The sequence below is a fragment of the Bradyrhizobium sp. 63_E2_N1_3 genome, assembly GCF_052076005.1.
Classification (GTDB): domain Bacteria; phylum Pseudomonadota; class Alphaproteobacteria; order Rhizobiales; family Xanthobacteraceae; genus Bradyrhizobium; species Bradyrhizobium barranii.
In genome coordinates, this window is the sequence record NZ_CP197235.1 from 5,310,001 (window position 1) to 5,336,243 (window position 26,243).

Sequence of the window (26,243 nt, forward strand, 5' to 3'; positions counted from 1 at the left end):
GAGCGATAATCATGACGACCCAATTGCCTGTTTTTCGCCTCCTCCTCGCCATCGGTGCCGGGTTGATCCTCACCGGCCTGCCCGCGCCGTCGTGCGCGCAGAACATCGTCGTGATGGTCAACGGCGACCCGATCACCGATTTCGACATCGAGCAGCGCTCCAAGCTCGACCAGCTGACCACGCAGAAGACCCCGAGCCGCCAGGACGTCATCAACGAGCTGATCGACGACAAGGTGAAGCTCAAGGAAGGCAAGAAATACGGCGTCGACCCCGGCATCTCCGACATCAACCAGTCCTACGAGGGCATGGCGCAGCGCATGCGCATCACGCCGGATCAGCTCACCAAGTCGCTCGAGGTCAAGGGCGTCCGCCCCGAGACGCTGAAGGGCCGCATGAAGGCCGAGATGGTCTGGACCAGCCTCGTACGCGGACGCTTCAAGGAGAAGCTGATGGTCGGCGAGCGCGACGTCGCGCAGGCCGTGCAGGCCCAGACCGGCGACAAGCTCCAGATCGAGGGCACCGAGTACAAGATGCAGCCGATCGTGCTGATCGTGCCACGCGGCTCGTCCCCGGCGTTCCTGGAGACGCGGCAGAAGGAAGCCGAGACCTATCGCTCGCGTGTCGGAAGCTGCGAGGAAGCCAATTCGCTGTTCCGCTCAACGCCGAACGCCACCATCCGCGACACCGTCACCAAGACCACCGCGGAACTGCCCGACGCGCTTCGCAAGGTGCTCGACGACACCCAGATCGGCCACCTGACCGCGCCGGAGGTCACCAAGGCGGGCATCGAGATGGTCGTGCTGTGCTCGCGCAAGCCGACCATGATCGACACGCCGAAAAAGCGCGAGGTCCGCGAGAAGATGTATTCGGAGAAATACGAGAAGACCCAGAAGGCCTATCTCGATGATCTCCGGAAAGCGGCGATGATCGAATATCGCAACCGCTGATGGCCAACTTCGCCTTAGAACCTTCCATCAAGCCTTCGAAGCCCCTCGCCCTGACCCTGGGAGAGCCCGCCGGCATCGGCCCCGACATCACGATCGCAGCCTGGCTCAGACGCCGCGAACTGAACCTGCCCGCCTTCTATCTGCTCGGCGACGAGGCCTTCGTCGCTCGCCGCGCCAAGGCCCTCGGCGCCGGTATCCGGATTGCCTCGGTAAGCGCCGGCGAGGCCGCAGCCGCGTTCACCGAGGCCCTGCCCGTGGTCGCAACGGGCGAGAGTGCAACAGCCGAGCCCGGCAAGCCCGATGAAGCGAGCGCGCCGGCCGCGCTCGCTTCGATCCGGCAAGCGGTCGCCGACGTCCGTGAAGGCCGCGCCGGCGCCGTCGTCACCAACCCGATCGCCAAGAGCGTGCTCTACCGCTCAGGCTTCCGCCATCCCGGCCACACCGAATACCTCGCCGAGCTCGCCGCAAAGAACGGCCGCGTGCCGCAGCCGGTGATGATGCTGTGGTCGCCGCGGCTCGCCGTGGTGCCCGTGACCATCCACGTCTCCTTGCGCGATGCGCTGGCCCAGCTCACCAGCGAGCTCATTGTCTCGACCGTGCGCATCGTCGCGACCGAGCTGAAATCCCGCTTCGGCATCGAAAGGCCGCGCATCGCGATCTCCGGCCTCAACCCGCATGCCGGAGAGGACGGCTCGCTCGGCCACGAGGAGCAGACCGTGATTGCACCAGCGCTCAAAGCGTTGCGTAGCGACGGCATCGAGGCGAAGGGACCGCTCCCTGCCGACACCATGTTCCACGAGGCCGCACGCAGCACCTATGACTGCGCCGTCTGCATGTACCACGACCAGGCGCTGATCCCGATCAAGACGGTCGCCTTCGACGACGCGGTCAATGTCACCCTCGGCCTGCCCTTCATCCGCACCTCGCCCGATCACGGCACCGCGTTCGACATTGCCGGCACGGCCAAGGCCAATCCGGCAAGCCTGATCGCCGCGCTCAAGCTCGCAAGCCGCATGGCGGCTGCGCAAAGCTGATGAGCGCGATCGACGACCTCCCGCCGCTTCGCGAGATCATTCGCCAGCACGCACTGTCGGCACGCAAATCGCTGGGGCAGAACTTCCTGCTCGACCTCAATCTCACCGCGCGCATCGCGCGTGCCGCCGCGCCGCTCGAGGACTCCACCATCGTCGAGATCGGTCCCGGCCCGGGCGGGTTGACGCGCGCGTTGCTCGCGCTCGGCGCCAAACGCGTCATCGCCATCGAGCATGACGAGCGCGCGATCCCTGCCTTGCAGGATATTTCCGCGCGCTACCCTGATAGGCTCGAGATCGTGCATGGCGATGCCATGACCTTCGACCCGCGTCCGCTGCTCAATGGCGAAAGAACCAAGATCGTCGCGAACCTGCCTTACAACATCGCGACCCAGCTCCTGATCGGCTGGCTCACGACCGACCCCTGGCCGCCCTGGTACGACATGATGGTCCTGATGTTCCAGCGCGAGGTCGGTGAACGGATCGTGGCGCGCGAGGACGAGGAGGCCTATGGCCGCCTCGGCGTGCTCGCCAACTGGCGCTGCGAGACGAAGATCCTGTTCGACATTTCGCCGTCGGCCTTCGTGCCGCCGCCGAAGGTCACCTCCTCCGTCGTGCGGCTGGTGCCGCGCGCAGAGCCCCTGCCTTGCGATCGCAAGCTGCTCGAACAGGTCGCAGCCGCCGCTTTCGGGCAGCGCCGAAAAATGCTGCGACAAAGCCTGAAATCGCTTCAAGCGGATCCCGCTCGCCTTGCCGCGGCCGCAGGTGTCGATGCGACGCGGCGTGCCGAGACCATCCCGATATCAGGCTTTGTTGCCATGGCGCGTGAATTGGCGGATATACGAAAGCAAGCTGGATAACAGGAATTTCGGAGGAAGGAATATGGCGTTGATGCGTCGGCAGTCCCTGGTCAAGTTCGATGCGCCGTTGTGCGAGACCATCGTCGACACGCCGAAGCCGAAAGGCGCCGAAGTGCTGGTGCGCATCGAGCGCTGCGGCCTCTGCCATTCCGACCTGCACATCCAGGACGGCTATGCCGATCTCGGCGGCGGCAAGAAGCTCGACACCACGCGCGGCATGACGCTGCCCTTCACGCTCGGCCACGAGATCGCGGGCGTGGTCGACGAAGTCGGCTCGGACGTGCCGGCGAACCTTGTCGGAGCCAAGAAGGCGGTGTTCCCGTGGATCGGCTGCGGCCAGTGCCGCGACTGCGCCAATGGCGACGAGAACCTTTGCGCGAAACAGCGCTTCCTCGGCGTCTCCATCGACGGCGGCTTCGCCACCCACGTGCTGGTGCCCGACGCAAAGTACCTGCTCGACTACGATCCCCTGCCCGTCAACCAGGCCGCGACCCTGATGTGCTCCGGCGTGACCGCCTACGGCGCGCTCAAGCGCCTGGTCGACCGCCCGCGCCAGCGCAATCTGCTGCTGATCGGTCTCGGTGGCGTCGGCATGATGGGCCTGTCGTTCGCGCAGGCGATGTTCAAGCAGCCGATCACGGTGGCCGATCTCTCGCCGGCCGCACGCGAGACCGCGCTGAAGAACGGCGCAGCCGTCGCCTACGATCCGTCCGAGCCCGACGTGATCAAGCGCATCCTGAAGGAAACCGAGGGCGGCTTCGACGAGGTGGTAGATTTCGCCGGCAATGAGAAGTCGATGGCCTTTGCCGTGGCGGTCGCCGCGCGCGGCGGCAAGGTCGTCGTCTCCGGCCTGATGGGCGGCCAGTTCACCCTGCCGATGGTGCAATGGGTCTACAAGCGCCTGACCGTCGAAGGCTTCATGGTCGGCACGCTCGCGGAAGCCCAGGAGCTGATGGCGCTCGCCCGCGCCGGCAAGATCAAGCCGACGCCGATGCGCGAGGAGCCGATGGGCGACGTCCAGAAATGGATCGACGAGTTGCGCGCCGGCAAGGTCGTCGGCCGCATCGTGCTGAAGAACTGACGCGCAGGAAAATCTGGACAGGCTTGGCGGCGGGATGAGGTCTCGCCGCCGCGCTTTCCTCCGGCGAATTAACCCGGAATTGACGCAAGCCCCGGTTCCAAATAGGGGAACCGGCACGTCGCGAACTAAAGTCCTCGACAGCTTTCTCTTTGGAATTCTGGTGAGGCCATACAGACCATTCGCCGCTTCCTGGCCGATGAAACCGCAGCCACTGCGATCGAATACGGCCTGATCGCAGCCGGCATCGCGCTCGCGATCATCGCCGTGGTCAACAATCTCGGCTCGTCGTTGAAGTTGAAGTTCGGCTCGATCAGCACCTCGCTGAAGTAGCGCGAAACCTGCGCGCGCTGAAGGTACGTCGCCGCGCGGAACGGCTGCGACCACACCGCGTTGGCAGCGCATGTCCATTCGTTGCACCGTCGAAAGCGCATTCTTCATCGCCTGGAGCTTCCTGGAGCAGAGCGGCGAGCTCGGGCCTCCGGACGAGACCGCGAACACCATTCTGGATGCCATCGAAGCGCAGCTCAGGACCGGAGAGCGCCGGCAGTTGATGCTCGCCAACAAGGCGATCGGTGCCTACCGCAAGCAGGTGGCCCAAAGCCGCCTCCTGGCCGAACGCCAGATCCGTCTCGGATAAGAGCCCGCGGCGCCCCACAAGCGCTGGCTCATTTGGAAATTCCGTAGTTCTCCGGATGAGAACAAAGTTCGCAGCGTGTCCTGCGGGCAACGCCGGACGGCGCGACGCCTCGCTGCTGCGAACTTTTCGGTTTCCCGCAAACACTTGTGTTCACTTTGGAACTGTCGGTTCCTGCGCGGAAACGTAGGGTTTTCCTGGAGACGCCGATTCCCGGCCAACGAAGAGCCCAGAGACAAGAAGAGTGACCGGCCGGCCCAGGAACGATCTGCTGCGAAGGCTCAGCGCCCAGGATTTCGAGCTGCTCGCGCCGCACCTGCAATCGGTCGAGGTCGCCGCCAACCACGTTCTGCATCACGCCGGCGACGGCATCTCCGTCGTCCACTTCTTCCCTGCGGCCCTGCGTTCGTGTCGTTCGCGGTGCCGGTTGAGGATGACCGCGAGGTCGAAAGTCTCCTGGTGGGCCGCGAGGGCGGGGTCGGTCTTTCCGCAGGCCGCAGCCCGTCGCCGGCCTTTTCCCGCGTCGTCGTGAAGGTCGGCGGCACGCTGGTCCGCCTGCTGCTGCGCGCGCTCGAGCAGGCGCAGCAGCGATCGCCCAGCATGCATGAGATTTTTTCGCGCTACGCAGCCTGCCAGTTCGCACAGCTGCTCCAGACCGCGGCCTGCAACGCGGCGCATTCGATCGAGCAACGCGCGGCGAAATGGATCATTGCGGCCCGAGAGCATATCGGCAGCGACGAAATCCGCCTTACCCATGAGCAGCTCGCCAGCATGCTCGGCGTCTCCCGCAGCTATGCCAGCCGCGTCATCCAGACGTTCAAGGCCAGGCGCATCCTCGCGACCCGCCGCGGCGCCATCCTGATTCTCGATGCGCCGGCACTCGAGACAAGCGCCTGCACCTGCAACGGCGCGGTGAAGAAGCACTTTCGCGAAGTGCTGGGACGCTCGGCGGGCTAGAACGATCCGCGCAGCCGGAACATATTCGCGTGGCCCGCATTGCCCGACATGGCGCGGTACTTCTTTCATTTCGAGGGCCAGCAACCTCACACCGACACGACCGGTGAAACGCTCCTCGACGACGATGCCGCCTGGCGCGAAGCCGTCCGCCTCTCCCGCGACGTCGAGCATGCGCTGCGCCCCGGCGACAGCTGGACGCTCAGCGTGTTTGACGGAAGCGAGCCTGTCTTCGTGCTTGCAATGGTGACACGGCGGTTTCGCTGACAGCCCTTCCCGTCGCCTCCGCACCGATCACATCAGACCACCAATTGGAACGCCGCGAATGTCCCATGCGTTGGCATCTCGTGAGGCAACGACGGAGTCAAAGCCCATGACGAAGCCGCTGACGAAAACGGTCAAGCCTGTTCCCGCGGAGAACCAGAGCCACAAGGGTCCCGGCAGCACGCCGTCAATTCCGCTCGACACCACCAAGGGCCATCGCGACGACGAGAAGCAGAACATTCGCGAACAGGCCGAGCACGGCAACATCACCCAGAACACCACGAACAGGCGCATGGGCTAAAAGACCAGGGGGATCGAAGAGAGGAGACACGAACTTGGTCGATCTCGGCAAATGGTACGATCCGATATCCGAGCGCTGGATCGCACCACGTGAATCACGATTGGAAGAAAAATCCTCTCATGCAAGCGAGAACCACGTCCTTGAGCTGCAGCGGACCATCGAAGTTCAGCGCATCTGGCGCGCACTTGTCGATTGCTGCGCCCGCGACTGATGATCTTGCGCGCACGCCGCGGCGGATCGACCCGCCGCCGGCCGCGCCGTTGTAACCCTGCATGAACGATCCTGCTTCATCCGCAAGGCCCGTCGCAACCGCGATATGCTATCTGTCTATCATCGTTGGCTGCGCCTGCCTGCTGCTGGCCGCAATCTGCATCGCCATCGCCTGCCAGGTCTTTATCCAGACCGGCGTGTTCGCCCAGTCCTACGCGCTGGTGGGACTCATCAGCACTGCGCTGGGATGTCTGGCGCTGACGCTGGCGCGGGTGTGGAAGTAAACACCGATCCATCCCTCATCATTCCGGCGTGCGTGGCCCGGGGTGGATGCCCGGGATAAGCCCGGGCATGACGGCCTGTAACGCTCCCATGCGATTGCCCTGCACAGAATGTCGCACCGCTTTTCGCCGGCGCGCCGGGCTGGTAGATTGGCGTCATTGCCTTGAAGAATTTTCGCTTTGGGGGTTTTCATGCGCGCGAGGATTTTCAATCGCGTCGTGGGGCTCGCGGCGCTGGCCGCAGCCCTGCTTATCGCCGGGGCGGCGCCGGCCTCGGCCGAGAAGCGCATTGCGCTGGTCGTCGGCAACTCCGCCTACAAGAACATCACGCCGCTCGACAACCCGTCCAAGGACGCGAGCCTGATGGCGGAGACGCTTGCCGCGCTCGGCTTCACACTGGTCGGCGGCCGCGCCCAGCTCGATCTCGACAAGGGCGCGATGGACATCGCGGTGCAGAGCTTTGGCCGGCAGGTCCAGGGCGCCGACGTCGCGCTGTTCTATTATGCGGGTCACGGCGTGCAGGTCGCCGGCTCCAACTATCTCGTGCCTGTCGGCGCCAATCCGACGCGCGAGGCCGATGTCGATTTCCAGATGACCGACGTCAACCTCGTGCTGCGGCAGATGCAGGGATCGGGCACGCGCCTCAACCTCGTGATCCTCGACGCCTGCCGCAACAACCCGTTTGGCTCGCGCGGCCTGCGATCCTCCGACGGCGGCCTTGCGCAGATGCGCGCGCCGGAGGGCACGCTGATCTCCTACGCCACGCAGCCCGGCAACGTCGCGCAAGACGGCAGCGACGGCCACAGCCCCTACACCAAGGCGCTGGCGGCGACGGTCCGGACCGCGGGCCTCGACGTGTTCCAGACCTTCAACCAGGTCGGCCTCGCCGTGAAGCGCGCCACGTCAGGCGCGCAGCAGCCCTGGGTGTCATCCTCGCCGATCGACGGCACCTTCTATTTCGTGCCGCCGACGCAAAGCCCGCCGCCGCAGGTCGCGGCGATGCAGCCCGATCCGCTGCCGGCGGATCGGCTGCGCGCCGATCCCGATCGCGTGCCGCTGCGCGATGCCGCGCTGCTGAGCGAATTGAGCGAGCGGCTCTACGAGCTCAATTTCGATCCTGACACGCCCGATGGACTGACCCGTGCGATCACCAAGCTCCAGCAGCGGATATCGATGGCGCCGACGGGCGAGGCAACCGAAGGCCTGCTGCTGCGGATGCGCAAGATGGAGGATCTGAAGCCGTGGGGCTCGATCGTGTACGGTCCCGACAACAGCAAATGGGGCATATCGTGGAACCACGCCTCGCGGCGCGCGGCGGTGGCGGATGCGCGCGGCAATTGCGCCGGCGCCAAATGTCCGATCGAGCTCTCCTTCTACGGCAACCGCTGCGGCGCGTTCGCGATATCAGACAAATCCTGGTCGCTGGTCCAGCGCGACAGCATCCAGCACGCCAGGGATGCCGCGCTTGACGAATGCGGCAAGGCTGGCAAAGCTTGTCGCATTATCGGATCCGTCTGCGCCGACGGCTCCGGCCGCTGATACCTTTTTCATTTCGGATTGTTTCCTCATGCCCAATGCCGTCGTCCGTACGATCGCCCTTGCGTCCCTCCTCAACCTCGCCCTCGCCTCGTCGTCCGCCTTCGCGCAGTCCGGCAGCGCCGGCGGCTCGATCGGCAACGACGAAAAGTCGCTGTCCGGCTCGCGCCAGGATACTTCTTCAGGCCGCTCGGCCGAACCGGCCGCGCCCTCACGCCGGAGCAAGCCGGCGACCGAGGAACGCTCGTCGCCTCGGCGAAGCGGAGGTGGCGGTGGAGGTGGCGGCGGTGGTTTCGACGGTGCCTGGGCGGTCGTCAGCGTTGGTTGCGGCGGCAGCACGAGCGGCGCTGTCGTCGTGAGCTCGGGCAAGATCATCGGCGAAGGCGTTCGCGGAACCGTCAGCACGGGCGGCTCGGTCAGCACGTTCGGCCAGGGCCAAGGCGTGACCTTTACCAGCACGGGCCGGCTCTCGGGCCGCAGTGGTTCCGGAACGTGGCGCCGCTCCGACGGCTGCGGCGGAACCTGGAGTTCGGCGAAGCAATAGCCCTCGAAAACGCCTGAATTCGCGGCGGAACGAACGCCGCGCAGGCCCGATTCAAGCCACATCCTCTCCGGATTTGCGGCTCATTGCCACCCAAGTCTTTGATGACAAAGGGAAGGTAAAGAGTTGCGTTATGCGTAATCGGGAGACCAGGATGGGCAACCGCACCGCGAAGTTCATATCTGCGCTTGTCGGCAGCATCATCGCCGGCACACCACTGGCCGCCGTGTCGCAGAATGCACCGGAGGCAACGAGCTCGGCAAATGCCGCCAGCGACTGCCTCGCCTCGCCAAAGGGCGTCGCGCCGCAGGGGCAGCATTGGTACTATCGCCTGGAGCGCGGGAGCAAGCGGCAATGCTGGTATTTGCGCGCCGAAGGCGGCAAGGACAGCGCCAAGGCCGTGCAGACCGCGCAGGCTGCGCCCGATGCACCGACGGCAGATTCAGCAGCGCCGCAGCAGCACCCAGTGCAGGACGCACGCGCCGAATATCTGACGCCGCAGGGCAATACCGCGCCGACGACGCCGAATGCGCCCGCACCAGCGAAACCGGCGCCGATGCAACAAGCTGCCACTCCCTCCGCTGACAGCAACGCGCAGCAGCCCCCGGTCGCCACGCGCTGGCCCGATGCCTCCGCCGCGGCTCCGTCGCCCGCACCGCAGGCTGCGCCCGCTCCTGTCGCCTCGCCTGCGCCGCCGAGCGCGAAGCCGTCAAAATCCCCTGCCCCGGTCACGCTTGCCGCGGCAGATGCCACCACCGATAAAGCGACCGGCTCGCTCCAGACGCTGCTGCTCGTGATCGGTGGCGCGCTGGCGCTCGCCGGCCTCCTCGCCAGCATCATCTATCGCTTCGCAGGCGGACGACGCGTCCGCGTCCAGGATCGTCGCGTCAATTGGGACAATCGGGAGCCGCACGACGACGGCCGCGCACCCTGGCTCGAGGCGATGCCGACTGCCGCGCCGCGCGCGCAGCAGCCGCGCCCGGTGGATTTCGATGCCGCCCGTCCCCAGGCGGCCGCGCGTCCCCAAGCTGCCCAGCGCGAAGCCGCGCAGCCCAAGGCCGCGCAGCTCAAGGCGATCGATCACGCGATCGATGCCGTCGATCAGCGGGCGCCCCAAGCCCGCAACGAGGTCGCAGAGCTCGACGAGGCCAACATGTTCAACGGAGAGTTCGAGATCGAGGCATCGGCCCCCCGGCTCGCGGCCAACGACATCAATGACAAGGGGGCGGCCGATCGCGATGACGACGTGCAGATCGAGGACGCCGTCGACGTCGACGTGATCACGGCGATGCTGGAACGGCTGGCGCAGGAAGGACCGCGCCTCGCGAAGCCTAACCTTGAAGCTGGCCTTGCAAACCTCGTACGAAACCAACGAGGCCAGTCCGCCGCTCGCGCTTGAGGCGCTCGGCCTTCAGGATCGACTGCACTTCGGCAAACGCCTCGTCGACCGCGTGGTTGATGACGATGTAGTCGTACTCGGCCCAGTGGCTCATCTCGTGGCTGGCGCGGCTCATGCGCTTGCGGATCACCTCGTCGGAATCCTGCGCGCGCGAATGCAGCCGCTTCTCGAGATCGGCGGCCGAGGGCGGTAAAATGAACACGCTAACGACGTCCGCGCGCGCCTTCTCGCGGAGCTGCTGCGTGCCCTGCCAATCGATGTCGAACAGCACGTCCTGCCCGGCCGACAGCGCCGCCTCGACCGGCGCACGCGGCGTGCCGTAGCTGTTGTCGAACACCGTCGCCCATTCCAGCAACTCGTCGCCCTTCACCATCGCGCCGAACCTGGCCTTGTCGACGAACAGGTAGTCGCGGCCGTCGACCTCGCCCGGCCGCATCGCCCGCGTGGTCGCGGAGACCGACATCCGCAGGCCGGGCATGCGGTCGATCAGCAGACGCGACAGCGTCGTCTTGCCCGCGCCCGACGGCGAGGACAGCACGAACATCAATCCACGCCGCTCGACACCGTCAGTTCCGTGACCGCCCGTCGTCATCGATCACTCCAGATTCTGGACCTGTTCGCGGAATTGCTCGACCACGTTCTTCATGGCCAGGCCCGTATTGGTCAGCTCGATGTCGTTCGACTTCGAGCAGCAGGTGTTGACCTCGCGGTGAAACTCCTGCGCCAGGAAGTCGAGCTTGCGGCCGATTGGGCCGCCCTTGCCAATCAGCTCGCGCGCCTGCGCGATGTGCGAGGCGATGCGGTCGAGCTCCTCGCGGATGTCGGCCCTGGTGGCGATCAGGATCGCCTCCTGCATCAGGCGGTCGGAATCGAACCGGTCGGAGGTGTCGAGCAGGGTCGCGATCTGCTCGGCGAGCCTCGCCTTGATCGCCTCGGGCTTGCGGCCCGGCGCAGCTTCCGCCTTCCTCGCCAGCACTTCGACCTCGTCGACCCGCTGGGTCAGGATCTGCCCGAGCGACGTGCCCTCGCGCTTGCGCATCTCGACGAGATCGGCGAGCGCCTTGTCGAAGGCCTCCGCGGCGGCGGCACGCGCGGCCTTGTCCTCCTCCTCGTCACCCTCGGGCTCGGCAACCTCGACGACGCCCTTGATGGCGAGCAGGCCGTCGACGCTCGGCGCGACCGCATCGACCTTGCCGGCGATCATCGCGGCCGCCTTCAGGACGGCATTGAGCACGTCCTCGTTGACGCGGACGGAAGCTGCGGCGTTGGCGCGCTTGACGTTGAGATTGGCGTAGACGGTCCCGCGCGACAAAAGCTCGCCGGCGCGCTTCTTGGCGTGGGCCTCAAGCTCGTCGAACCCCTGCGGCAACCGCACCCTGAGGTCAAAGCCCTTGGCGTTGACCGACTTCAATTCCCATTCGAACGTATACGGCCCGCTAGCGCCGTGGCTTCGGGCAAAGCCGGTCATGGACGACAGCGCCATCAGGTCAATTTCTCCGGAAACTCAGGATTCGCGAGGCCCATCAGGCCACGCGAATCTTAAGACTATTTTGCGGGAAAGTGGAATCCGCAAAGTCCCGCAGGCAGATCTGCGCGAACCTAGCGCTGGACCACCGGCGGCGACGGCTGCACCGCGCCCTGGCGGGCGGGCGCGGGATTGGCGGGGCGAGCGGCTGGCGGCTTTTTCTGCTGATTGGGCCGCGCCGGCGTGGTCGCGGTCGGCGGATCCGCGGCCGCGCCGGGCGCGGCGGCCGCCGGCGGCTGCGCATCCTCGGCCGGCTCGACCGTGTCGTTCTGGATCTGCTTCTCCATCGCGCGGAGCTTGGCGACGTTCTTCTGGTGCGCGTCGTAGGTTTCGGTGAAGGCATGCCCGCCGGTGCCGTCGGCGACGAAATAGAGGTCGCGGGTGCGGGCCGGGTTGGCGGTGGCTTCCAGCGAGGCGCGGCCGGGGTTGGAGATCGGGCCGGGCGGCAGTCCCTCGATCACATAGGTGTTGTAGGGCGAAGGCTGCGTGATCTCGCTGCGCTTGATCGGACGGCCGAGCGTACCCTTGCCGCCGACCAGGCCGTAGATGATGGTCGGATCGGACTGCAGCTTGATTTTCTGCTTGAGCCGGTTGGCGAATACGGCAGCGACACGGCTGCGCTCGTCCGGCTTGCCGGTCTCCTTCTCGACGATCGAGGCCAGCGTCACCAGTTGCTCCGGCGATTTCACCGGAATGTCCTGGCTGCGGCGCTCCCAGATCTCGGCCAGCACGCGCTTGTGCGCCTGTTGCATGCGCTGGATCACCTGATCGCGCGGGGTCCCGCGCGGGAACTTGTAGGTCTCTGGCAGCAGCGTGCCTTCACGCGGCAACTCGCGGACGCTGCCGGTGAAGATGTCGTTGTCGGACAGCCGCGCCACGATCTGCTCGGAGGTCAGGCCTTCCGGGATCGTGACGGAATGCTGCACCACCTTGCCCTCGACGATGGTGGCGATGACGTCGCGCAAGGAGGCGTTCTTCTGGAACGAATACTCACCCGGCTTCAGGTCCGAGCTCGCCTTCAGCGCGGCGACGCTGGCGATGAACACCCACGGATTGACGTCGGCCACGCCTTCCCGGTTCAACGTCTCGGCGATGTCGCGCTTACCGGCCCGCTGCGGGATGTTGACGATCTTGTCTTCCTTCAGCGGCCCCGGCGCCTCGAGCAATTGCCGGCCGTAATAGTAGACGCCGCCGGCGCCGAGCATGGCGATCAGCAGAAGGGTGATGATGGCGTTGCCGACGATCACGAAGGGATTGCGCGCCCGGTCCGATCGCCTCGGCGGCGGCGGAACCTGCTCGGGCTCCAGCGCTGCCCGCGGACTCCGGGGCGAAATGGGCGGCCTTTCACTCATCGAAGCAACCTGAATCCTGCCGGTTCAATCGCGGCCAGACAATCGCTTGTCGAGCCAATGCACGCGCCCACGGGGTATGACTATCGCTGAATACGGCAAAACGGTGGATTCGTTTCAAACGCAAACTAATGAACCAGGCGGCGGAAGATCACCGACGCGTTGGTACCGCCAAAACCAAAAGAATTCGACAACGCGACGTTGACCTCGCGCTGCTTCGCAATGTGCGGCACGAGATCGATCGCAGTCTCCACCGACGGATTGTCCAGATTGATGGTCGGCGGCACGACATTATCGCGAATCGCGAGAATGGCGAAGATCGCCTCGATCGCGCCGGCGGCACCAAGGAGATGGCCGGTCGAGGATTTGGTCGAGGACATCGCGACCTTGGAAGCGGCGTTGCCGAGCAGCCGCTCGACCGCACCGAGCTCGATCTCGTCGCCGAGCGGTGTCGAGGTGCCGTGGGCGTTGATGTAGTCGAGATCGGATGCCGTGAGGCCGGCGCGCTTGAGCGCTGCCGCCATGCTGCGGAAGCCGCCATCGCCATCGGGCGACGGCGAGGTGATGTGGTAGGCATCGCCCGAAAGACCGTAGCCGATCACCTCGGCGTAGATCTTGGCGCCGCGGCGCTGAGCGTGCTCGAGTTCTTCCAGGACGAGCACGCCGGCGCCCTCGCCCATCACGAAGCCGTCGCGGTCCTTGTCGTAGGGACGCGATGCCTTCTCGGGCGTTTCGTTGAAGCCGGTCGAGAGCGCGCGCGCGGCGTTGAAGCCGGCAATGCCGATCCGGCTGATCGGCGACTCGGCGCCACCGGCAACCATGACGTCGGCATCGGCCAGCGCAATCAGGCGGGCGGCGTCGCCCACCGCATGTGCACCGGTCGAGCAGGCCGTGACCACCGAATGGTTCGGCCCCTTCAGGCCGTGCGCGATCGAGACGTAGCCGGAGGCAAGATTGATGAGGCGGCCCGGAATGAAGAACGGCGACACCCGGCGCGGTCCGCGCTCCTTCAGGAGGATCGCGGTTTCGGCAATGCCGGTGAGGCCGCCGATGCCGGAACCGATCATGGTGCCGGTCGCACACTTGTCCTCTTCGGTCTCGGGATGCCAGTTGGCATCATCGAGCGCCTGGCCGGCTGCGGCCATGCCGAAGATGATGAAGTCGTCGACCTTGCGCTGGTCCTTCGGCTCCATCCAGGTATCGGGATTGAAAGTATCGTTCGTGCCGTCGCCGCGCACGACGGTGCAGGCGTATTTGGTCTGAAGATCGGAGACATCGAAGCTCTCGATCCTGCGTGCGCCGCTTTCGCCGTTGAGGATGCGTTTCCAGGTCGGTTCGACGCCGCAGCCGAGCGGCGACACCATGCCGAGACCAGTGACGACAACCCGCCTCATGTTCGAAAACTCCGCATCGAAAGATTCACGGCCAATAACAAGAAACCGGCTGACCGCTGGTCAGCGGCCCGTCCGGTTTCAATGTTGTCCCCGCGAAAATGAAGAGCCTTAGCTCTTCGCGTTCTTCTCGAGAAACTTCGTGGCGTCGCCGACGGTGAGAATCGTCTCCGCGGCGTCGTCCGGAATCTCGCAACCGAATTCTTCTTCGAACGCCATCACCAGCTCGACGGTGTCCAGACTGTCGGCGCCGAGGTCGTCGATGAAGCTCGCAGCGTCGACAACCTTCTCGGGTTCAACACCAAGGTGTTCGACCACGATCTTCTTAACCCGCTCGCCAATGTCACTCATTGCATAACCTCGTGTTGTTCCCTGTAGACCCGACCCCCCGGGACGATACGAGCCGTCGTGGTCGTTGACTGCCTTCGCTTACGAACTTTGATTGGCCCCATCTTAACCGATGCAGGCCCGGCGAGACGGCCAAGGCTCCGCATCGCCAATATACAGGGTTTCAAAAACCTGCAATGGCGTTCTTTGCCCATCCGTTGAGCGTCCGGTTATCATACTTCAACTGCCTTGACTACAAGCCTCATTTCGCACCGGAAACGGCCGTTTGCCGCATCCCGCACCGCCCATGTGGGCAGTGCGGAAGGAGACGTCAGATCATGGCCATGCCGCCGTTGACGTGGATGGTTTGTCCTGTGACGTAGGCCGCTTCGTTCGAACTCAGGTAGACGGCGGCGGCTGCGATGTCCTCCGGCGTCCCCAGGCGGGCAGCCGGAACCTTGGCCAGAATCGTCTCGCGCTGCTTGTCGTTGAGCGCATCGGTCATCGGCGTCTTGATGAAGCCCGGAGCGATGCAGTTCGCGGTCACGCCGCGCTTGGCGTATTCGGCACCGAGCGTCTTGATCATGCCGATCAGGCCGGCCTTCGATGCCGTGTAGTTGCCCTGCCCGGGATTGCCGGTGACGCCGACGATCGACGTGATGGCAATGATACGGCCGAAGCGCTTGCGCATCATCAGCTTGGTCGCGGCGCGCGCCAGCCGGAAGGTCGAGGTCAGGTTGATGTTGATGACCTCCTCCCAGTCCTCGTCGCGGAGCTGGACGAAGAGATTGTCACGGGTGATGCCGGCATTGGCGACGAGAATGTCGACCTGCCCCATCGCGGCTTCCGCAGCGGGCACCAGCGCCTCGACCTCGTCGGCCTTGGAGAGATTGCAGGGCAGCACATGGGTACGCTCGCCGAGCTTGCCGGCAAGCTCATCCAGCACTTCCTTGCGCGTTCCGGAAATCGCAACGGTAGCACCCTGCGCGTGCAGCGCCTGCGCGATCGCGCCGCCGATGCCGCCGGTCGCGCCGGTGACGAGCGCCTTTTTGCCAGTCAGGTCGAACATTGAAAAACTCCTCTAGGCCTGCTTCGCAGCGGCCAATGCATCCTTGGCGGCGGCAATGTCGTTGGGACCACCGACCGACACGCCGACAGCGCCGTCCGCAATGCGCTTGACGAGACCCGACAGCACCTTGCCAGCGCCGATCTCGAAGAAGCGGTTGACGCCCTGCCCTGCCATATAGGCAACCGACTCGCGCCAGCGCACCGTGCCGGTGACTTGCTCGACCAGGCGGCGACGGATCTCGTCGGGATCGCTGATGGCGCTCGCCAGCACGTTCGACACCAGCGGCGCCGCCGGCGCCTTGATCGTGACCTTCGCCAGCGCCTCCGCCATGGCGTCGGCGGCGGGCTGCATCAACTTGCAATGGAACGGTGCGGACACCGGCAGCAGCATTGCGCGCTTGGCACCCTTGGTCTTGGCAATCTCGACGGCGCGATCGACCGCAGCCTTGTCGCCGGAGACGACCACCTGCCCGCCGCCATTGTCGTTGGCGGCCTGGCAGACCTGGCCCTGTGCCGCCTCGCCTGCGACCTCCATGGCGGCCTCGTAGTCGAGACCAAGGAGAGCGGCCATCGCACCGGCGCCGACCGGCACGGCTTTTTGCATTGCGAGACCGCGGGTGCGAAGCAACCGCGCGGTGTCCGAGATCGTCAGGCTGCCGGCCGCAGCCAGCGCCGAATATTCACCGAGCGAGTGGCCGGCGACGAAGGCCGCATCCCGCCCCACGGAAAACCCGGCTTCGGCCTCCAGCACGCGCAGCGTGGCGACAGATACCGCCATCAGCGCCGGCTGGGCGTTCTCGGTAAGCAGGAGCGTTTCTGCAGGACCATCCCAGATGATCGCCGTCAGCTTCTCCCCAAGCGCGGCATCGACCTCGTCGAACACGGCGCGCGCCACCGGAAAGGCGTCGGCCAAGGCCTTGCCCATGCCAACCGCCTGGGACCCCTGCCCTGGAAATGTGAATGCTGCCGTCATCGGCGCTCCCTGCTTGTCGGGCGTGATCCCTGCGAGAACCGGCAGCCGATGACGCACGGCCTTAGGCCATGGTTCCGGATCATGCTCCAAAGGGGGCCGTAGACACTGTCCGGGGCCGGAATGTCAAGCCAAGATAGGAACTTCGCCCGGGATTCAACGGGGAATGCCGGCCCTAGAATCCGCCATTGGTCTGATTGGCGTCGACCGCGGCCCCTGCCTGCGCACGGCGGGCGCTGTTCACGAGTTGCCCGGGCCGGTCATCCCGGTCCGGCTTCGCGGTCGCGAGCCGCAGCACCGCGGCGTAGCCCGGCTGCACCTCCATGCGATCTGCGTGCCGGCTCGCACTCAGCAGCCGATGCACCTTCGGCAGATTGTAGCAGGGCACGTAGAACAAGAGATGATGCTCGAGGTGATAGTTCACGTAGTACGGCGCGATGAACAGCCGCTCGAGAAAATTCGCATGCGTGGTGCGGGTGTTGCGCAAGGGATCGCTGCTGTCGGGCACGACGGCGTGCTCGGCGATGTTGCGGATGCGGGTGATGACCATCATCCAGGTCAACAGCGGCACCAGCCATAAAAGCGGATAGGCCCACCACACGCCGGCCGCCGCGAGCGCTGCGAACATCGCGGTATTGGCGAGACATTGCGGGCCGAGTTTCTCCCAGAAATGCGCCGCGCGCTGCCGCAACGTCCAGTCCTTCGGCCCGAGCGCATTGAGCAGTTGCGCCTTGCGCTGCTGGTAGCCGGTCTGCCCGGTGATGTCGCGAATGAACTTGCGGCGATAGCTCAGCCTGGTGATCGGAAACGGCGCCGACAGCACGAGATCGGGGTCATCCTCCTGCTGGGTGCGCGCGTGATGCTGAAGGTGATAGCGCCGATAGCTGCGCGTCTCCGCGAAGAGAGGATAGGCGCAGAACCATTGGCTCAGGGTCAGATTGGTCTTCTCGTCAGCGGACAGGCAGCCATGCGCGCCGTCATGCATCAGGATCGCGAGCCCGAGCTGGCGCGAACCGATGATGGCAACGGCGAGAATGTAGGTGATCGGGTTGGGCCACCACGCCACCAAAGCGATCGCTGCGACAATGAGTGCCCAGGCGTGGGCGATCAGCGCGACGCCTTTCCAGGTCACGCGCTGGCGCACGTCGGCGAGCTGGTCGTCGGTCAGGAAATCGCGGGCACGCATGCGAAGTGCAGTCATGGCCTAACCCTCCTCATTCGAATTGCCAGATGCGTCGCGCTCGTCGACCAGACGGAGGCGCGCCGTGTCGCTGGCTGATTTCGCCTGCTCGCCAAGCACACGCAGCATCTCGGCGCACAATTCATCCGGCGACCGGCCCATGGCGTACCCCTCGAGAATGACGCCGATGGCGACGGCCCAGAACCGCCGCGAGCTTTCGTCGGGCGCACGCAGGGAGCGCCAGCCGTGCCGCGCGACCTGGCTCGCATAGGCGCGTGCGCCTTCACCGTGCAGGCGCTCGATGGTGCGCTCGACCAGCGGCGCAAGATCCTGGCGCCGCCGGGTCAGCGTCAGCGCCTCTGCGAAGAAGGCGACCGAATCGCTCGCCGTCACGGTCTCGGCTAGCGCGCGGGTATAGTCCCGCGGCGTGCGCGCTTTCAGCGCTGCCTGCTCCGTCGCCCGCGCCAGATACAGCAGCTCTCGGCAAGCGCATTCGACGAACAGCGCCTCCTTGGTGCGGAAGTAATAGGTGATCTGGCTCGGGAACGCGTCCGCGGCGGCGGCGATGTCGGTGATGGCCGTGCCGGACAGCCCCCGCTCCCTGAACAGCGGGCTCGCCGCATCCAGCAGCAGCGACCGCATCTTGCGGCCGGCCGAACGTGTGGCCCGTGCCGCATGCTTGGGGTCGCCAGCCGCCTCTAACGGCTCATGGACCGACTTTTCCGCCATTGGGGTCCTCTGCGTTGATTTATTTGTATGCTATACAAACAAATAAATCAAGCTGGTATGGTCCGCGAGGACCGGTCCCGCTGCCCGCACCGGAACCATCCGGGGCCGAAAGCACGGCCTCCAACCTTGCAAAGCCGGCCAAAATCCGTATAAGCGCGCCATCCGCAGACCCCGGCCGGGAGCTGAACGGACGGTCTCAGCAAATCATTCGTGATTTTGGTGTGGCAGGGCCAGTCGGCCCGTCGTCCCGTGTTTCCGCCTTCTGAGCTTAATCCCAGAGTCCTTTCCGAAGGCCTCTTAAGGGCTTGACGCCGGGCGATGCGCCAACATGAGGAAAGGACCATTATGGCTCTCTATGAGCATGTTTTTCTCGCGCGCCAAGACGCGAGCACGCAGCAGGTCGAAGAGCTGACTGCGCAGATGACCGGCATCGTCGAGGGTCTCGGCGGCAAGGTCACCAAGACCGAGAATTGGGGCGTTCGCTCCCTCACCTACCGCATGAACAAGAACCGCAAGGCGCACTTCGTGCTGCTCAACATCGACGCGCCGTCCGCGGCGATCGCCGAGATCGAGCGCCAGGAGCGCATCAGCGAAGACGTGATCCGCTATCTCAGCGTCCGCGTCGAGGAGCTCGAGGAAGGCCCGTCGGCGATGATGCGCAAGGCTGACCGTGACCGCGAGCGTGACGACCGTGGCGGCGGCTTCCGCGGCGATCGTGAAGGCGGTGGCTTCCGTGGCGACCGCGAGGGTGGTTTCCGTGGCGGCGATCGCGACGGTGGTGGCTTCCGCGGTGACCGCGGTCCGCGCCGTCCGCGCGACGAAGCTGAAACGACAACGCCGGATGCGGAGTAAGATCAATGGCTGAAGCTGGTGCACGCCGTCCGTTTTTCCGTCGTCGCAAGAGCTGCCCGTTCACGGGCGCAAATGCTCCGAAGATCGACTACAAGGACTCCAAGCTCTTGATGCGCTACGTTTCCGAGCGCGGCAAGATCGTGCCGAGCCGCATCACCGCGGTGTCGGCCAAGAAGCAGCGTGAGCTCGCCCGCGCCATCAAGCGCGCGCGCTTCCTGGGCCTGCTGCCCTACGTCATTCGCTAAGACGAATTCGGCCGGCGGCGACATCGCCGCCGGCCGCGCTTTTTTGGTTTCATAAGGCTTCCGGGTCGTCCGGTCGCCGATGGTTGGGGCAAGATGCCTCTAACCGCTCGAAGGGAGCGGGACAGCTGATGATGACTCTTGGACTGATAGCTCTGATCGCCGGCGCTGCGTCGGCCCTGATGTTCGCCTCGATCGTATCGGGCGCGCTGATCTCGCTCGTCCTGTTCTATCTCGCACCGCTGCCGCTGATGGTCGCCTCGATCGGCTGGGGCCCGCTTTGCGCGAGCCTCGGCGGCATCGCAGCTGCGATCGGCCTCGGGGCCCTGTTCGGCCTGCCCTACTGCATCGCCTTTGCCGTGACCGTCGCGCTGCCCGCGTGGTGGCTCGGCCATCTCGTCCTGCTCAGCCGGCGGGTTGGACCCGTCGCGCCGGAAGCCACCACCGAGCCGCCGGCCGAGCCCGAGCTCGAATGGTATCCGGTCGGTCGCATCCTGCTGTGGATCGCGGGCTTCGCCGCGCTGACCACGATCGCCGCCCTGCTCACCCTCGGCACCGACGCCGAGACCATCACCGGCACGCTGCGGCGCGGCTTGATGCGCCTGCTCCGCACCGCCGACCCGCAGACGTCAGGCGAAGCCGGTCAGTTCGTCGACGCGCTGGTGCTGATCGCTCCGGCCGCCGCCACCATCGTCGCGATGATGACGCTCACCCTCAATCTCTGGCTCAGCGGCAAGATAACGGCGACATCGGGCCGCCTGCTGCGTCCGTGGCCGGACATGATGACGGCCGAGCTGCCGCCGATGACGCTGGTGGCGCTCTGCATCGCGCTCGCGTTCTGCTTCACCGGCGGGTTGCTCGCGATGGTCGCGCAGATCACGACGGCGGCGCTGATGATGGGCTATGCGCTGACCGGATTTGCCGTGCTGCATACGCTGACGCTGGCGCTGAAGAGCCGCACCTTCTGGCTCGGTTCGACCTATGCCGTCGTCGTGGTGTTCGGCTGGCCCGTCATCGCGATGGTGATCCTCGGCCTCGCGGATGCCGTGTTCGGCTTCCGCGAGCGCTTCCTGCGCAGCCGCCAGCCACCGCCGCTGCCAACCTCTTAAGTTCAACCCCAAAACCCAACTCACTCAACACTTCAAAGGAGAACGAATATGGAAGTCATTTTGCTGGAACGCGTGAGCAAGCTCGGCCAGATGGGCGAAGTCGTGAAGGTTCGCGACGGCTATGCCCGCAATTTCCTGCTCAAGCGCGGCAAGGCGCTGCGCGCCACCGCCGACAACCGCGCCAAGTACGACGGCATGAAGGCCGATCTCGAGGCTCGCAACCTCCAGTCCAAGGGCGAGGCGTCCAAGGTCGCCGAGAAGATCCAAGGCAAGAACATCATCGTGATCCGTCAGGCTTCCGAAGCCGGCCAGCTGTTCGGCTCGGTCACGGTGCGCGACGTCGTCATTGCGTTCGAAGCCGACGGTGTCTCGCTTGAGCGCCCGCAAGTGCAGCTCGACGCGCCGATCAAGACCATCGGCAAGCACACCATCACCGTCGCCGTTCACCCCGAGGTCGAGGTCGAGGTTTCCGTCACGGTTGCGCGCAGCCAGGACGAGGCCGAGCGCATCAACCGCGGCGAGGACATCTCGACCCGCAACGAGGACCGCGATGCGGCCGCCGAAGCGATCGCCGCCGCCGGCGAGTTCTTCGATCCGGAAGCCCAGCAGGACGACGAGCCGGCGCCGGCTGCGGACGAGACCGAGAAGTAAGACCCGCGTTCGCGCAGGTTGCGACGCCCGGCCGCCTCAGGCGGCCGGGCTTTTCGTTTTCGCGGCGACGTCCTCGCTCAGCATCGCGATCGAAGCGAGCGCAGTTGCCGTGTGCTTCTCGACACCGTCGTTGACGCAAAACACGTCGGCCGCGACCACCGAGACCTGGCGGCCCGGCTTGATCACCCTGGCCCGGCAGATCAGTTTCTCGCCGACCGCCGGCGACAACAGATTGAGCTTGTATTCCGCCGTCAACGCCGGCTGGCCGCGCGAGGTCGCCGCCGCGATCGTCGTGGCGTTGTCGACCAGGAAGGCGGTGACGCCGCCGTGGAAGAAGCCGTGCTGCTGGAGCAGCTCGGGCCGGCGCGCGACCGCAATCGTGCAAGTGCCGCGCGACAATTCCGAGAGCTCGGCGCCCACCAGGTTCATAAACCCCTGACGGCCGACATTGGCGTGGATGCGCTCGGCTACAGCTGCGAATTCGGGATCTGCTTCGGCTCGCATGCGGCTTCTCCTATTGCTTGTGGATGCGATCGGGCGGCCGCAGCGCACGGATGGCACAGGCGACAAGCGTGTCGGCTTCGCTGCGCGGATCGGCGCGGTCACGTCCCGAGAGAAAGGCGCGGCAGAAGATCTGGGCAGGGCCGATGAGCTGGCTGACGAACATCACCGGCGTCATCGGCAAGAGCTCGCCGCCGGCAACCAACGGCGCGCGCCAGCGCTCGATGCCTTCGGCAAGGCGCGCATTCTGCGCGCGCTGAGCGTCGCGGACGTCCTCGCTCCATTCGCTGCGCGATATCTCGAAGAGATAGCGGGCCTCGCGCCGGCTCGACACCACCCAGTCGAGATGGGCCCGGATCAACCGATCGATGCCCTGCCCGGCCCTCGGCATCGGATCGAGCGCGGCCAGCACCGCGGCGTGATAGTGCCGCAGCACCTCCAGGAAAAGCGCGCCCGCCAGTTCCTTCTTCGATCCGAAGACATGAAAGAAGCTGCCGTTGGAGGCGCGTGCCCGGGCGCGGATCGCTGCCACCGTCGCGGCTTCGAAGCCGACGCGGTCGAATACGAAAAGCCCGGCCGCCAACAGGTCGTCACGCACGCTCGTCGTCATCGACGCCTCCTAGAGCATCACTCTAGAGTAACGCTCTAATTGCGGTCAAGACGATGCGAAGGCCGCGATGCGTGCGGCCTTCGCAAATCGACGGAAAATCTGGCTCGCTTAGCGCGAAATCGGCGGTGTGGGCGGACCGGACGAGTCGGCTGGCGCCGCGGGCGGGGCCGCAGCGGTCGCGGGCGGTGCAGGCTCCTGCGGCTTGGCTGCCGGCTCGGAGCTCACGGCAGGCGCGGCCGGCTTAGCAGCCTCCTCCGCCGGCTTGGCCTCGGCGGGCTTCGCGGCGGCAGACGGTGCAGCCGGCGTGACCTGCGGTACCGGATCGGGCCGCAGCGCCGGAGTATCGCTGCCGCGCGGCTCGACCTTGGCACTATCCGGCCTGGCCTCAGCGGGCTTCTCTGCCGGCTTGTTCTCGGGCTTCGCCTCGTCACGGCCGGGCTCGACCTTGGCCGAGTCGGGCCTGGTCGTGTCAGGCTTGGTCTCGGCCTTCGGCTCGCTCTTCTTGTCTTCAATGGCCGGCGCGGCGGCGTCGACCTTCGGTGCTTCCTCGGTCCCGGGCTTGGCGCGACGCTTAGCTTTGCGTCCCTCGGGCGCGGCCTGGCCCTCGGGCTTCGCACCTTCCTTCGATCCCTCCTCGGGTGGCCGTGCCGCGCGCTTCTGACGGGCGCCCTCGGGCGCGGCAGCCTCGCCGTCCGGCTTGGCGGCGTCCTGGGAGCGCTGGCGGCGCCCCTGATGGTCCGGCGCCTGGCCGGGCGCGGTATTGGCTTCCTTCTCCTTGGCGCCGTCCTTTTTGTCCTTGCCGTCCTTGGCCTGGTAGCGGGTGTCGGTGGCACCGTTGGAGACGAGGTAGGACGCGAGCACGCCGGCCATGTCGGAGCTGGTCGTGTAGTGCTGGCGCAGGAAGCCCGGCAGCGAGCCCGGCGCCACCGTCTTCAACAGACCGCGCGGGCTCTTGTGGCAGGCACTGCAGGTCTGCGCGAAAAGCTGGGATGGGGCCTTGCCGGCCTCGAGGTTCGTCGCCTGCGCAAGGACGGTATCGGTCACGCCGAAGCCGATCAGAAGAAATACCGTCGCGAGGCTGAGCGCTCGGCTCGACATTCCCATCATCTCCATTGAATTTACGCGAATGCAGCCGGCATAAGGCGCGGCGGCGGGTCACCTTTTAGCGGATTGAGCCGCGAATGGAAGCAGCCTCCACACGCAAGGATGTGATTAAGCGCTTTTGGAATATCGGCTGTGATCACAGCGCAATAGCGCTGCAGCTTGTTCGAGTGCCGGTGGCCTCGTGAGACGACGCGTCGCCTGTCGGAAGCGGCACATCGTCGCAAAGTCACGACGCCGCAGACACCCGTCATCGTGCGCGCGAAGGCGGCGCCGAACCCGGACCTGACGCTGGTTGGTAAATGAATCCTAATGACGCAGGGTCGAGATCTGGGACGATCGGAAAGAGGCTGTTAACGCCAGTTGCGCCCGCAGGTCCGCGAGGGTCTCGGGCGAGACCGGCTCGCGCCGCACTTCGGGCCGCTCGGCGTGCTGCATGGCCGCGATCAGCCCCGACAACCAAAGCCGGCTGGCCGCCTCGCTTCGCCAATTCTGGTGCTGCCGTTCTGGCCGCATCGCTCGCCTCGTTCCCTGGTGGCGGGAGACAACCCCCCGACCGCCTTCCTGTTCCGGGTCGTACCCCGAAAGAATCCGGGGAGATGTGATCTGTTTCACATAAGTCTCGTCGGGCCCGGCTTAGACCGTCGCCATGAGCAAGCGGACCCAAACCTCATTCGACGTGCAGGACGACCTCCGCACCGATTACGCTCTGATCGCCACCGGCGTCGGAGCGGCCTTGGTTGCGCTGGTCTACCTCCTGCTGGTCTGAATCCGAGCCCAAAGCTCCCGGCGTGCGTCATTTCGCGCGCTTCTTGATACGTCTGCGCGCCAATCCATTAGGTTCATGTCACCCGGAGTTTTCCGTGGCGCGGTCACGGCCGCTTCCGGGACGGGCGAGTTCCGCAAAAACCGTCAAGCGCGGCGCGTGCCGCGGCTGCCAATCATCCACCATTTTAACTGAGCGGTTGATAGCGGTCAGCTTTTGCTTCCGCTTTGGCCTGAGGCGGCGCTTTATCCCGGCCCCGTATCCGCCCCAGAAAATTGCTAACGCTCGACCATGGCCCTGACTGATTCGAACGTCCTCAAACTCGCGCCCGAGCCCGGAACTCCGGCGTATCGGAGCGCGCCGCATAATATCGAGGCGGAACAGAGCCTTCTCGGCGCGATCCTGGTCAACAACGACGCCTTCTACCGCGTCTCCGACTTCCTCGAGCCGAAGCATTATTTCGAGCCGCTGCATCAGACCATCTACGAGACGGCCAGCAGCCTGATCCGGATGGGCAAGATCGCCACGCCCGTCACGCTGAAGACGTTCCTCCCGGCCGACACCGATGTCGGCGGCATGACCATCGGGCAATATCTGGCGCGGCTCGCGGCGGAAGCAACCACCATCATCAACGCCCAGGACTACGGCCGCACCATCTATGATCTGGCGCTGCGACGCGACCTGATCGGCATCGGCGAGGACATGGTCAATGTCGCCTATGACGCGCCGGTCGACTTCGCGCCGCGGGCGCAGATCGAGGACGCCGAGCGCCGCCTGTACGAACTCGCCGAATCCGGCCGTTATGACGGCGGCTTCCAGAAATTCTCGCAGGCGTTGGCGGTCGCGGTCGATCTCGCGGCCAAAGCGTTCCAGCGCGATGGAAAGCTGTCCGGCATCTCGACCGGCATGCGCGACCTCGACACCAAGATGGGCGGCCTCCAGCACTCCGACCTCATCATTGTGGCCGGACGCCCGGGCATGGGCAAGACTTCGCTGGCGACCAACGTCGCCTACAACGTCGCCAAGGCCTATGTCGGCGAGGTCCAGGCTGACGGCACCATGAAGGCCGCCAATGGCGGCGTGATCGGCTTCTTCTCCTGCGAAATGTCGGCCGACCAGCTCGCCACGCGTATCGTCGCCGAGCGCACCGGCATTCCCTCCTCCCACATCCGCCGCGGCGGCATCTCGGAAGCCGATTTCGACAAGATCCGGGAAGTCTCGATCGAGCTGCAGTCGCTGCCGTTCTATGTCGACGCGACCGGCGGCCTGTCGATCGCGCAGCTGATGGCACGCGCGCGCCGGCTGAAGCGGCAGAAGGGCCTCGATCTCCTCGTGATCGACTACATCCAGTTGCTCTCCGGATCCGGCAAGCGGAGTGACAACCGAGTACAGGAAATCACGGAGATCACGACCAGCCTGAAGGCGCTGGCCAAGGAGCTCAACGTTCCCGTGATCGCGCTGTCCCAGCTCTCACGCCAAGTCGAATCCCGCGACGACAAACGGCCGCAGCTCTCCGACTTGCGTGAATCCGGATCAATCGAGCAGGACGCCGACGTCGTCCTGTTCGTTTACCGCGAGGAATATTACCTCGCGATGAAGGAGCCCCGCCCAGGCACGCCTGAACACGAGAAGTGGCAGCTTGACATGAGTCTTGCGCACGGAAAAGCCGAGGTCATCATCGGCAAGCAGCGCCACGGCCCGACCGGCACCGTCGATTTGGCGTTCGAAGCCTCGGTCACCAGGTTCGGCGACCTCGCGCCTGACAGTCAGTTGCCGGTTCGCAGCGGCAACGACTACTGAGTTCCTTGAACCAGACCGGCCTCTTGCGTAAAA

Annotated in this window: 32 protein-coding genes and 1 pseudogene; 19 read left to right on the forward strand and 14 right to left on the reverse strand. The window is 65.6% G+C overall.

Annotation, left to right across the window (positions count from 1 at the left end; all coding sequences use genetic code 11):
- The first annotated feature begins 11 nt into the window (after positions 1 to 11).
- The 6 genes from AB7531_RS25570 (at position 12) to AB7531_RS25595 (ending at position 4,556) form a co-directional block, all read left to right on the forward strand.
- Complete coding sequence (locus tag AB7531_RS25570; protein WP_063983682.1) at positions 12 to 947, forward strand: peptidylprolyl isomerase; 936 nt, start codon at positions 12 to 14, stop codon at positions 945 to 947.
- A complete protein-coding gene (gene pdxA, locus AB7531_RS25575) occupies positions 947 to 1,981 on the forward strand; it encodes a 4-hydroxythreonine-4-phosphate dehydrogenase PdxA (protein WP_063983683.1) in 1,035 nt (344 codons plus the stop codon). Before AB7531_RS25570 ends, pdxA begins: the two co-directional genes overlap by 1 nt.
- Positions 1,981 to 2,838 (forward strand): 16S rRNA (adenine(1518)-N(6)/adenine(1519)-N(6))-dimethyltransferase RsmA, encoded by an 858-nt coding sequence (rsmA, locus tag AB7531_RS25580; RefSeq protein ID WP_063983684.1) that lies wholly within the window; start codon positions 1,981 to 1,983, stop codon positions 2,836 to 2,838. The genes pdxA and rsmA overlap by 1 nt, the downstream gene beginning before the upstream one ends.
- A 22-nt stretch (positions 2,839 to 2,860) precedes the next feature.
- Positions 2,861 to 3,919 (forward strand): alcohol dehydrogenase, encoded by a 1,059-nt coding sequence (locus tag AB7531_RS25585; protein ID WP_063983685.1) that lies wholly within the window; start codon positions 2,861 to 2,863, stop codon positions 3,917 to 3,919.
- 168 nt (positions 3,920 to 4,087) lie between these two features.
- Positions 4,088 to 4,249 (forward strand): Flp family type IVb pilin, encoded by a 162-nt coding sequence (locus AB7531_RS25590; RefSeq protein WP_071917505.1) that lies wholly within the window; start codon positions 4,088 to 4,090, stop codon positions 4,247 to 4,249.
- 70 nt (positions 4,250 to 4,319) lie between these two features.
- The gene (locus AB7531_RS25595; protein WP_028157550.1) at positions 4,320 to 4,556 is read left to right on the forward strand and encodes a hypothetical protein; all 237 of its coding nucleotides are present in this window, start codon (positions 4,320 to 4,322) and stop codon (positions 4,554 to 4,556) included.
- Positions 4,557 to 4,584: 28 nt separating this feature from the next.
- Here AB7531_RS25595 and AB7531_RS25600 read toward each other — a convergent pair whose 3' ends face one another.
- Entirely contained in the window at positions 4,585 to 4,938 is a 354-nt protein-coding gene (locus AB7531_RS25600) for a hypothetical protein (protein ID WP_441280299.1), read from the reverse strand.
- On the opposite strand from AB7531_RS25600, the pseudogene AB7531_RS25605 reads away from it, so the two are divergent.
- From AB7531_RS25605 to AB7531_RS25640, 8 genes and pseudogenes are all read left to right on the forward strand, one after another.
- A pseudogene (locus tag AB7531_RS25605) lies at positions 4,822 to 5,510 on the forward strand (Crp/Fnr family transcriptional regulator). The gene AB7531_RS25600 and the pseudogene AB7531_RS25605 overlap by 117 nt on opposite strands.
- A 48-nt stretch (positions 5,511 to 5,558) precedes the next feature.
- Positions 5,559 to 5,774: a DUF6894 family protein gene (locus AB7531_RS25610; protein WP_063983687.1), complete on the forward strand. Its 216-nt coding sequence runs from the start codon at positions 5,559 to 5,561 to the stop codon at positions 5,772 to 5,774.
- A gap of 106 nt (positions 5,775 to 5,880) precedes the next feature.
- Positions 5,881 to 6,072: a hypothetical protein gene (locus tag AB7531_RS25615; RefSeq protein WP_063983688.1), complete on the forward strand. Its 192-nt coding sequence runs from the start codon at positions 5,881 to 5,883 to the stop codon at positions 6,070 to 6,072.
- Positions 6,073 to 6,106: 34 nt separating this feature from the next.
- Positions 6,107 to 6,283 carry a hypothetical protein gene (locus AB7531_RS25620; RefSeq protein ID WP_166095994.1) on the forward strand — a complete coding sequence of 59 codons (177 nt, stop codon included), beginning with the start codon at positions 6,107 to 6,109 and terminating at the stop codon, positions 6,281 to 6,283.
- A 61-nt stretch (positions 6,284 to 6,344) separates the two neighbouring features.
- Entirely contained in the window at positions 6,345 to 6,566 is a 222-nt protein-coding gene (locus AB7531_RS25625) for a hypothetical protein (protein WP_063983690.1), read from the forward strand.
- 189 nt (positions 6,567 to 6,755) lie between these two features.
- Positions 6,756 to 8,102, forward strand: a complete 1,347-nt coding sequence (locus tag AB7531_RS25630) for a caspase family protein (RefSeq protein ID WP_063983691.1) — start codon at positions 6,756 to 6,758, stop codon at positions 8,100 to 8,102.
- A 28-nt stretch (positions 8,103 to 8,130) separates the two neighbouring features.
- Positions 8,131 to 8,643, forward strand: coding sequence for a hypothetical protein (locus AB7531_RS25635; protein ID WP_063983692.1), 513 nt, complete (start codon positions 8,131 to 8,133; stop codon positions 8,641 to 8,643).
- Positions 8,644 to 8,794: 151 nt separating this feature from the next.
- A complete protein-coding gene (locus AB7531_RS25640) occupies positions 8,795 to 10,039 on the forward strand; it encodes a hypothetical protein (RefSeq protein ID WP_063983693.1) in 1,245 nt (414 codons plus the stop codon).
- Here the strand turns inward: AB7531_RS25640 and gmk are convergent.
- The 9 genes from gmk to AB7531_RS25685 all read right to left on the reverse strand — a co-directional run bounded on the left by gmk (position 9,972) and on the right by AB7531_RS25685 (position 18,578).
- Positions 9,972 to 10,631, reverse strand: coding sequence for a guanylate kinase (gene gmk, locus AB7531_RS25645; protein WP_063983694.1), 660 nt, complete (start codon positions 10,629 to 10,631; stop codon positions 9,972 to 9,974). The genes AB7531_RS25640 and gmk overlap by 68 nt on opposite strands.
- A 3-nt stretch (positions 10,632 to 10,634) precedes the next feature.
- Positions 10,635 to 11,522 carry a YicC/YloC family endoribonuclease gene (locus tag AB7531_RS25650; RefSeq protein WP_063983695.1) on the reverse strand — a complete coding sequence of 296 codons (888 nt, stop codon included), beginning with the start codon at positions 11,520 to 11,522 and terminating at the stop codon, positions 10,635 to 10,637.
- A 116-nt stretch (positions 11,523 to 11,638) separates the two neighbouring features.
- Positions 11,639 to 12,916, reverse strand: a complete 1,278-nt coding sequence (gene mltG, locus AB7531_RS25655) for an endolytic transglycosylase MltG (protein WP_135215284.1) — start codon at positions 12,914 to 12,916, stop codon at positions 11,639 to 11,641.
- Positions 12,917 to 13,041: 125 nt separating this feature from the next.
- The gene (gene fabF, locus AB7531_RS25660) at positions 13,042 to 14,307 is read right to left on the reverse strand and encodes a beta-ketoacyl-ACP synthase II (RefSeq protein WP_063983697.1); all 1,266 of its coding nucleotides are present in this window, start codon (positions 14,305 to 14,307) and stop codon (positions 13,042 to 13,044) included.
- A gap of 108 nt (positions 14,308 to 14,415) precedes the next feature.
- Positions 14,416 to 14,655 (reverse strand): acyl carrier protein, encoded by a 240-nt coding sequence (locus tag AB7531_RS25665; RefSeq protein ID WP_008130699.1) that lies wholly within the window; start codon positions 14,653 to 14,655, stop codon positions 14,416 to 14,418.
- 307 nt (positions 14,656 to 14,962) lie between these two features.
- The gene (fabG, locus tag AB7531_RS25670; protein ID WP_028147729.1) at positions 14,963 to 15,700 is read right to left on the reverse strand and encodes a 3-oxoacyl-[acyl-carrier-protein] reductase; all 738 of its coding nucleotides are present in this window, start codon (positions 15,698 to 15,700) and stop codon (positions 14,963 to 14,965) included.
- A 12-nt stretch (positions 15,701 to 15,712) separates the two neighbouring features.
- A complete protein-coding gene (fabD, locus tag AB7531_RS25675) occupies positions 15,713 to 16,672 on the reverse strand; it encodes an ACP S-malonyltransferase (protein WP_063986419.1) in 960 nt (319 codons plus the stop codon).
- 172 nt (positions 16,673 to 16,844) lie between these two features.
- Positions 16,845 to 17,870, reverse strand: coding sequence for a fatty acid desaturase family protein (locus AB7531_RS25680; protein ID WP_063983698.1), 1,026 nt, complete (start codon positions 17,868 to 17,870; stop codon positions 16,845 to 16,847).
- Between the two features lie 3 nt (positions 17,871 to 17,873).
- Positions 17,874 to 18,578 carry a TetR/AcrR family transcriptional regulator C-terminal domain-containing protein gene (locus AB7531_RS25685; RefSeq protein WP_063983699.1) on the reverse strand — a complete coding sequence of 235 codons (705 nt, stop codon included), beginning with the start codon at positions 18,576 to 18,578 and terminating at the stop codon, positions 17,874 to 17,876.
- Positions 18,579 to 18,923: 345 nt separating this feature from the next.
- On the opposite strand from AB7531_RS25685, the gene rpsF reads away from it, so the two are divergent.
- From rpsF to rplI, 4 genes are all read left to right on the forward strand, one after another.
- A complete protein-coding gene (rpsF, locus tag AB7531_RS25690; RefSeq protein WP_014495806.1) occupies positions 18,924 to 19,430 on the forward strand; it encodes a 30S ribosomal protein S6 in 507 nt (168 codons plus the stop codon).
- Positions 19,431 to 19,435: 5 nt separating this feature from the next.
- Positions 19,436 to 19,675: a 30S ribosomal protein S18 gene (rpsR, locus tag AB7531_RS25695; protein ID WP_007592020.1), complete on the forward strand. Its 240-nt coding sequence runs from the start codon at positions 19,436 to 19,438 to the stop codon at positions 19,673 to 19,675.
- Positions 19,676 to 19,803: 128 nt separating this feature from the next.
- A complete protein-coding gene (locus AB7531_RS25700) occupies positions 19,804 to 20,781 on the forward strand; it encodes a hypothetical protein (protein WP_063983701.1) in 978 nt (325 codons plus the stop codon).
- Positions 20,782 to 20,829: 48 nt separating this feature from the next.
- On the forward strand, positions 20,830 to 21,432 hold the full coding sequence (gene rplI / locus AB7531_RS25705; protein ID WP_063983702.1) for a 50S ribosomal protein L9: 603 nt from the start codon (positions 20,830 to 20,832) through the stop codon (positions 21,430 to 21,432).
- A 36-nt stretch (positions 21,433 to 21,468) separates the two neighbouring features.
- Here rplI and AB7531_RS25710 read toward each other — a convergent pair whose 3' ends face one another.
- The 4 genes from AB7531_RS25710 to AB7531_RS25725 form a co-directional block, all read right to left on the reverse strand.
- The gene (locus AB7531_RS25710) at positions 21,469 to 21,936 is read right to left on the reverse strand and encodes a PaaI family thioesterase (RefSeq protein ID WP_028149711.1); all 468 of its coding nucleotides are present in this window, start codon (positions 21,934 to 21,936) and stop codon (positions 21,469 to 21,471) included.
- 10 nt (positions 21,937 to 21,946) lie between these two features.
- Positions 21,947 to 22,543 (reverse strand): TetR/AcrR family transcriptional regulator, encoded by a 597-nt coding sequence (locus AB7531_RS25715; RefSeq protein ID WP_231144888.1) that lies wholly within the window; start codon positions 22,541 to 22,543, stop codon positions 21,947 to 21,949.
- Between the two features lie 108 nt (positions 22,544 to 22,651).
- A complete protein-coding gene (locus AB7531_RS25720) occupies positions 22,652 to 23,641 on the reverse strand; it encodes a hypothetical protein (RefSeq protein ID WP_063986420.1) in 990 nt (329 codons plus the stop codon).
- 312 nt (positions 23,642 to 23,953) lie between these two features.
- A complete protein-coding gene (locus AB7531_RS25725; RefSeq protein ID WP_231144886.1) occupies positions 23,954 to 24,259 on the reverse strand; it encodes a hypothetical protein in 306 nt (101 codons plus the stop codon).
- A gap of 442 nt (positions 24,260 to 24,701) precedes the next feature.
- Here AB7531_RS25725 and AB7531_RS25730 point away from each other — a divergent pair, with 442 nt between their 5' ends.
- The gene (locus AB7531_RS25730; RefSeq protein WP_063983703.1) at positions 24,702 to 26,210 is read left to right on the forward strand and encodes a replicative DNA helicase; all 1,509 of its coding nucleotides are present in this window, start codon (positions 24,702 to 24,704) and stop codon (positions 26,208 to 26,210) included.
- Positions 26,211 to 26,243 lie beyond the last annotated feature (33 nt).

Excerpts from the sequence above, each read along its gene's own strand:
- AB7531_RS25570 (WP_063983682.1), top strand. The coding sequence starts at position 12 with ATGACGACCCAATTGCCTGTTTTTCGCCTCCTCCTCGCCATCGGTGCC.
- pdxA (WP_063983683.1), top strand. The coding sequence starts at position 947 with ATGGCCAACTTCGCCTTAGAACCTTCCATCAAGCCTTCGAAGCCCCTC.
- rsmA (WP_063983684.1), top strand. The coding sequence starts at position 1,981 with ATGAGCGCGATCGACGACCTCCCGCCGCTTCGCGAGATCATTCGCCAG.
- AB7531_RS25585 (WP_063983685.1), top strand. The coding sequence starts at position 2,861 with ATGGCGTTGATGCGTCGGCAGTCCCTGGTCAAGTTCGATGCGCCGTTG.
- AB7531_RS25595 (WP_028157550.1), top strand. The coding sequence starts at position 4,320 with ATGTCCATTCGTTGCACCGTCGAAAGCGCATTCTTCATCGCCTGGAGC.
- AB7531_RS25610 (WP_063983687.1), top strand. The coding sequence starts at position 5,559 with ATGGCGCGGTACTTCTTTCATTTCGAGGGCCAGCAACCTCACACCGAC.
- AB7531_RS25615 (WP_063983688.1), top strand. The coding sequence starts at position 5,881 with ATGACGAAGCCGCTGACGAAAACGGTCAAGCCTGTTCCCGCGGAGAAC.
- AB7531_RS25625 (WP_063983690.1), top strand. The coding sequence starts at position 6,345 with ATGAACGATCCTGCTTCATCCGCAAGGCCCGTCGCAACCGCGATATGC.
- AB7531_RS25630 (WP_063983691.1), top strand. The coding sequence starts at position 6,756 with ATGCGCGCGAGGATTTTCAATCGCGTCGTGGGGCTCGCGGCGCTGGCC.
- AB7531_RS25635 (WP_063983692.1), top strand. The coding sequence starts at position 8,131 with ATGCCCAATGCCGTCGTCCGTACGATCGCCCTTGCGTCCCTCCTCAAC.
- AB7531_RS25640 (WP_063983693.1), top strand. The coding sequence starts at position 8,795 with ATGGGCAACCGCACCGCGAAGTTCATATCTGCGCTTGTCGGCAGCATC.
- gmk (WP_063983694.1), bottom strand. The coding sequence starts at position 10,631 with ATGACGACGGGCGGTCACGGAACTGACGGTGTCGAGCGGCGTGGATTG.
- AB7531_RS25650 (WP_063983695.1), bottom strand. The coding sequence starts at position 11,522 with ATGGCGCTGTCGTCCATGACCGGCTTTGCCCGAAGCCACGGCGCTAGC.
- mltG (WP_135215284.1), bottom strand. The coding sequence starts at position 12,916 with ATGAGTGAAAGGCCGCCCATTTCGCCCCGGAGTCCGCGGGCAGCGCTG.
- fabF (WP_063983697.1), bottom strand. The coding sequence starts at position 14,307 with ATGAGGCGGGTTGTCGTCACTGGTCTCGGCATGGTGTCGCCGCTCGGC.
- AB7531_RS25665 (WP_008130699.1), bottom strand. The coding sequence starts at position 14,655 with ATGAGTGACATTGGCGAGCGGGTTAAGAAGATCGTGGTCGAACACCTT.
- fabG (WP_028147729.1), bottom strand. The coding sequence starts at position 15,700 with ATGTTCGACCTGACTGGCAAAAAGGCGCTCGTCACCGGCGCGACCGGC.
- fabD (WP_063986419.1), bottom strand. The coding sequence starts at position 16,672 with ATGACGGCAGCATTCACATTTCCAGGGCAGGGGTCCCAGGCGGTTGGC.
- AB7531_RS25680 (WP_063983698.1), bottom strand. The coding sequence starts at position 17,870 with ATGACTGCACTTCGCATGCGTGCCCGCGATTTCCTGACCGACGACCAG.
- AB7531_RS25685 (WP_063983699.1), bottom strand. The coding sequence starts at position 18,578 with ATGGCGGAAAAGTCGGTCCATGAGCCGTTAGAGGCGGCTGGCGACCCC.
- rpsF (WP_014495806.1), top strand. The coding sequence starts at position 18,924 with ATGGCTCTCTATGAGCATGTTTTTCTCGCGCGCCAAGACGCGAGCACG.
- rpsR (WP_007592020.1), top strand. The coding sequence starts at position 19,436 with ATGGCTGAAGCTGGTGCACGCCGTCCGTTTTTCCGTCGTCGCAAGAGC.
- AB7531_RS25700 (WP_063983701.1), top strand. The coding sequence starts at position 19,804 with ATGATGACTCTTGGACTGATAGCTCTGATCGCCGGCGCTGCGTCGGCC.
- rplI (WP_063983702.1), top strand. The coding sequence starts at position 20,830 with ATGGAAGTCATTTTGCTGGAACGCGTGAGCAAGCTCGGCCAGATGGGC.
- AB7531_RS25710 (WP_028149711.1), bottom strand. The coding sequence starts at position 21,936 with ATGCGAGCCGAAGCAGATCCCGAATTCGCAGCTGTAGCCGAGCGCATC.
- AB7531_RS25715 (WP_231144888.1), bottom strand. The coding sequence starts at position 22,543 with ATGACGACGAGCGTGCGTGACGACCTGTTGGCGGCCGGGCTTTTCGTA.
- AB7531_RS25720 (WP_063986420.1), bottom strand. The coding sequence starts at position 23,641 with ATGTCGAGCCGAGCGCTCAGCCTCGCGACGGTATTTCTTCTGATCGGC.
- AB7531_RS25730 (WP_063983703.1), top strand. The coding sequence starts at position 24,702 with ATGGCCCTGACTGATTCGAACGTCCTCAAACTCGCGCCCGAGCCCGGA.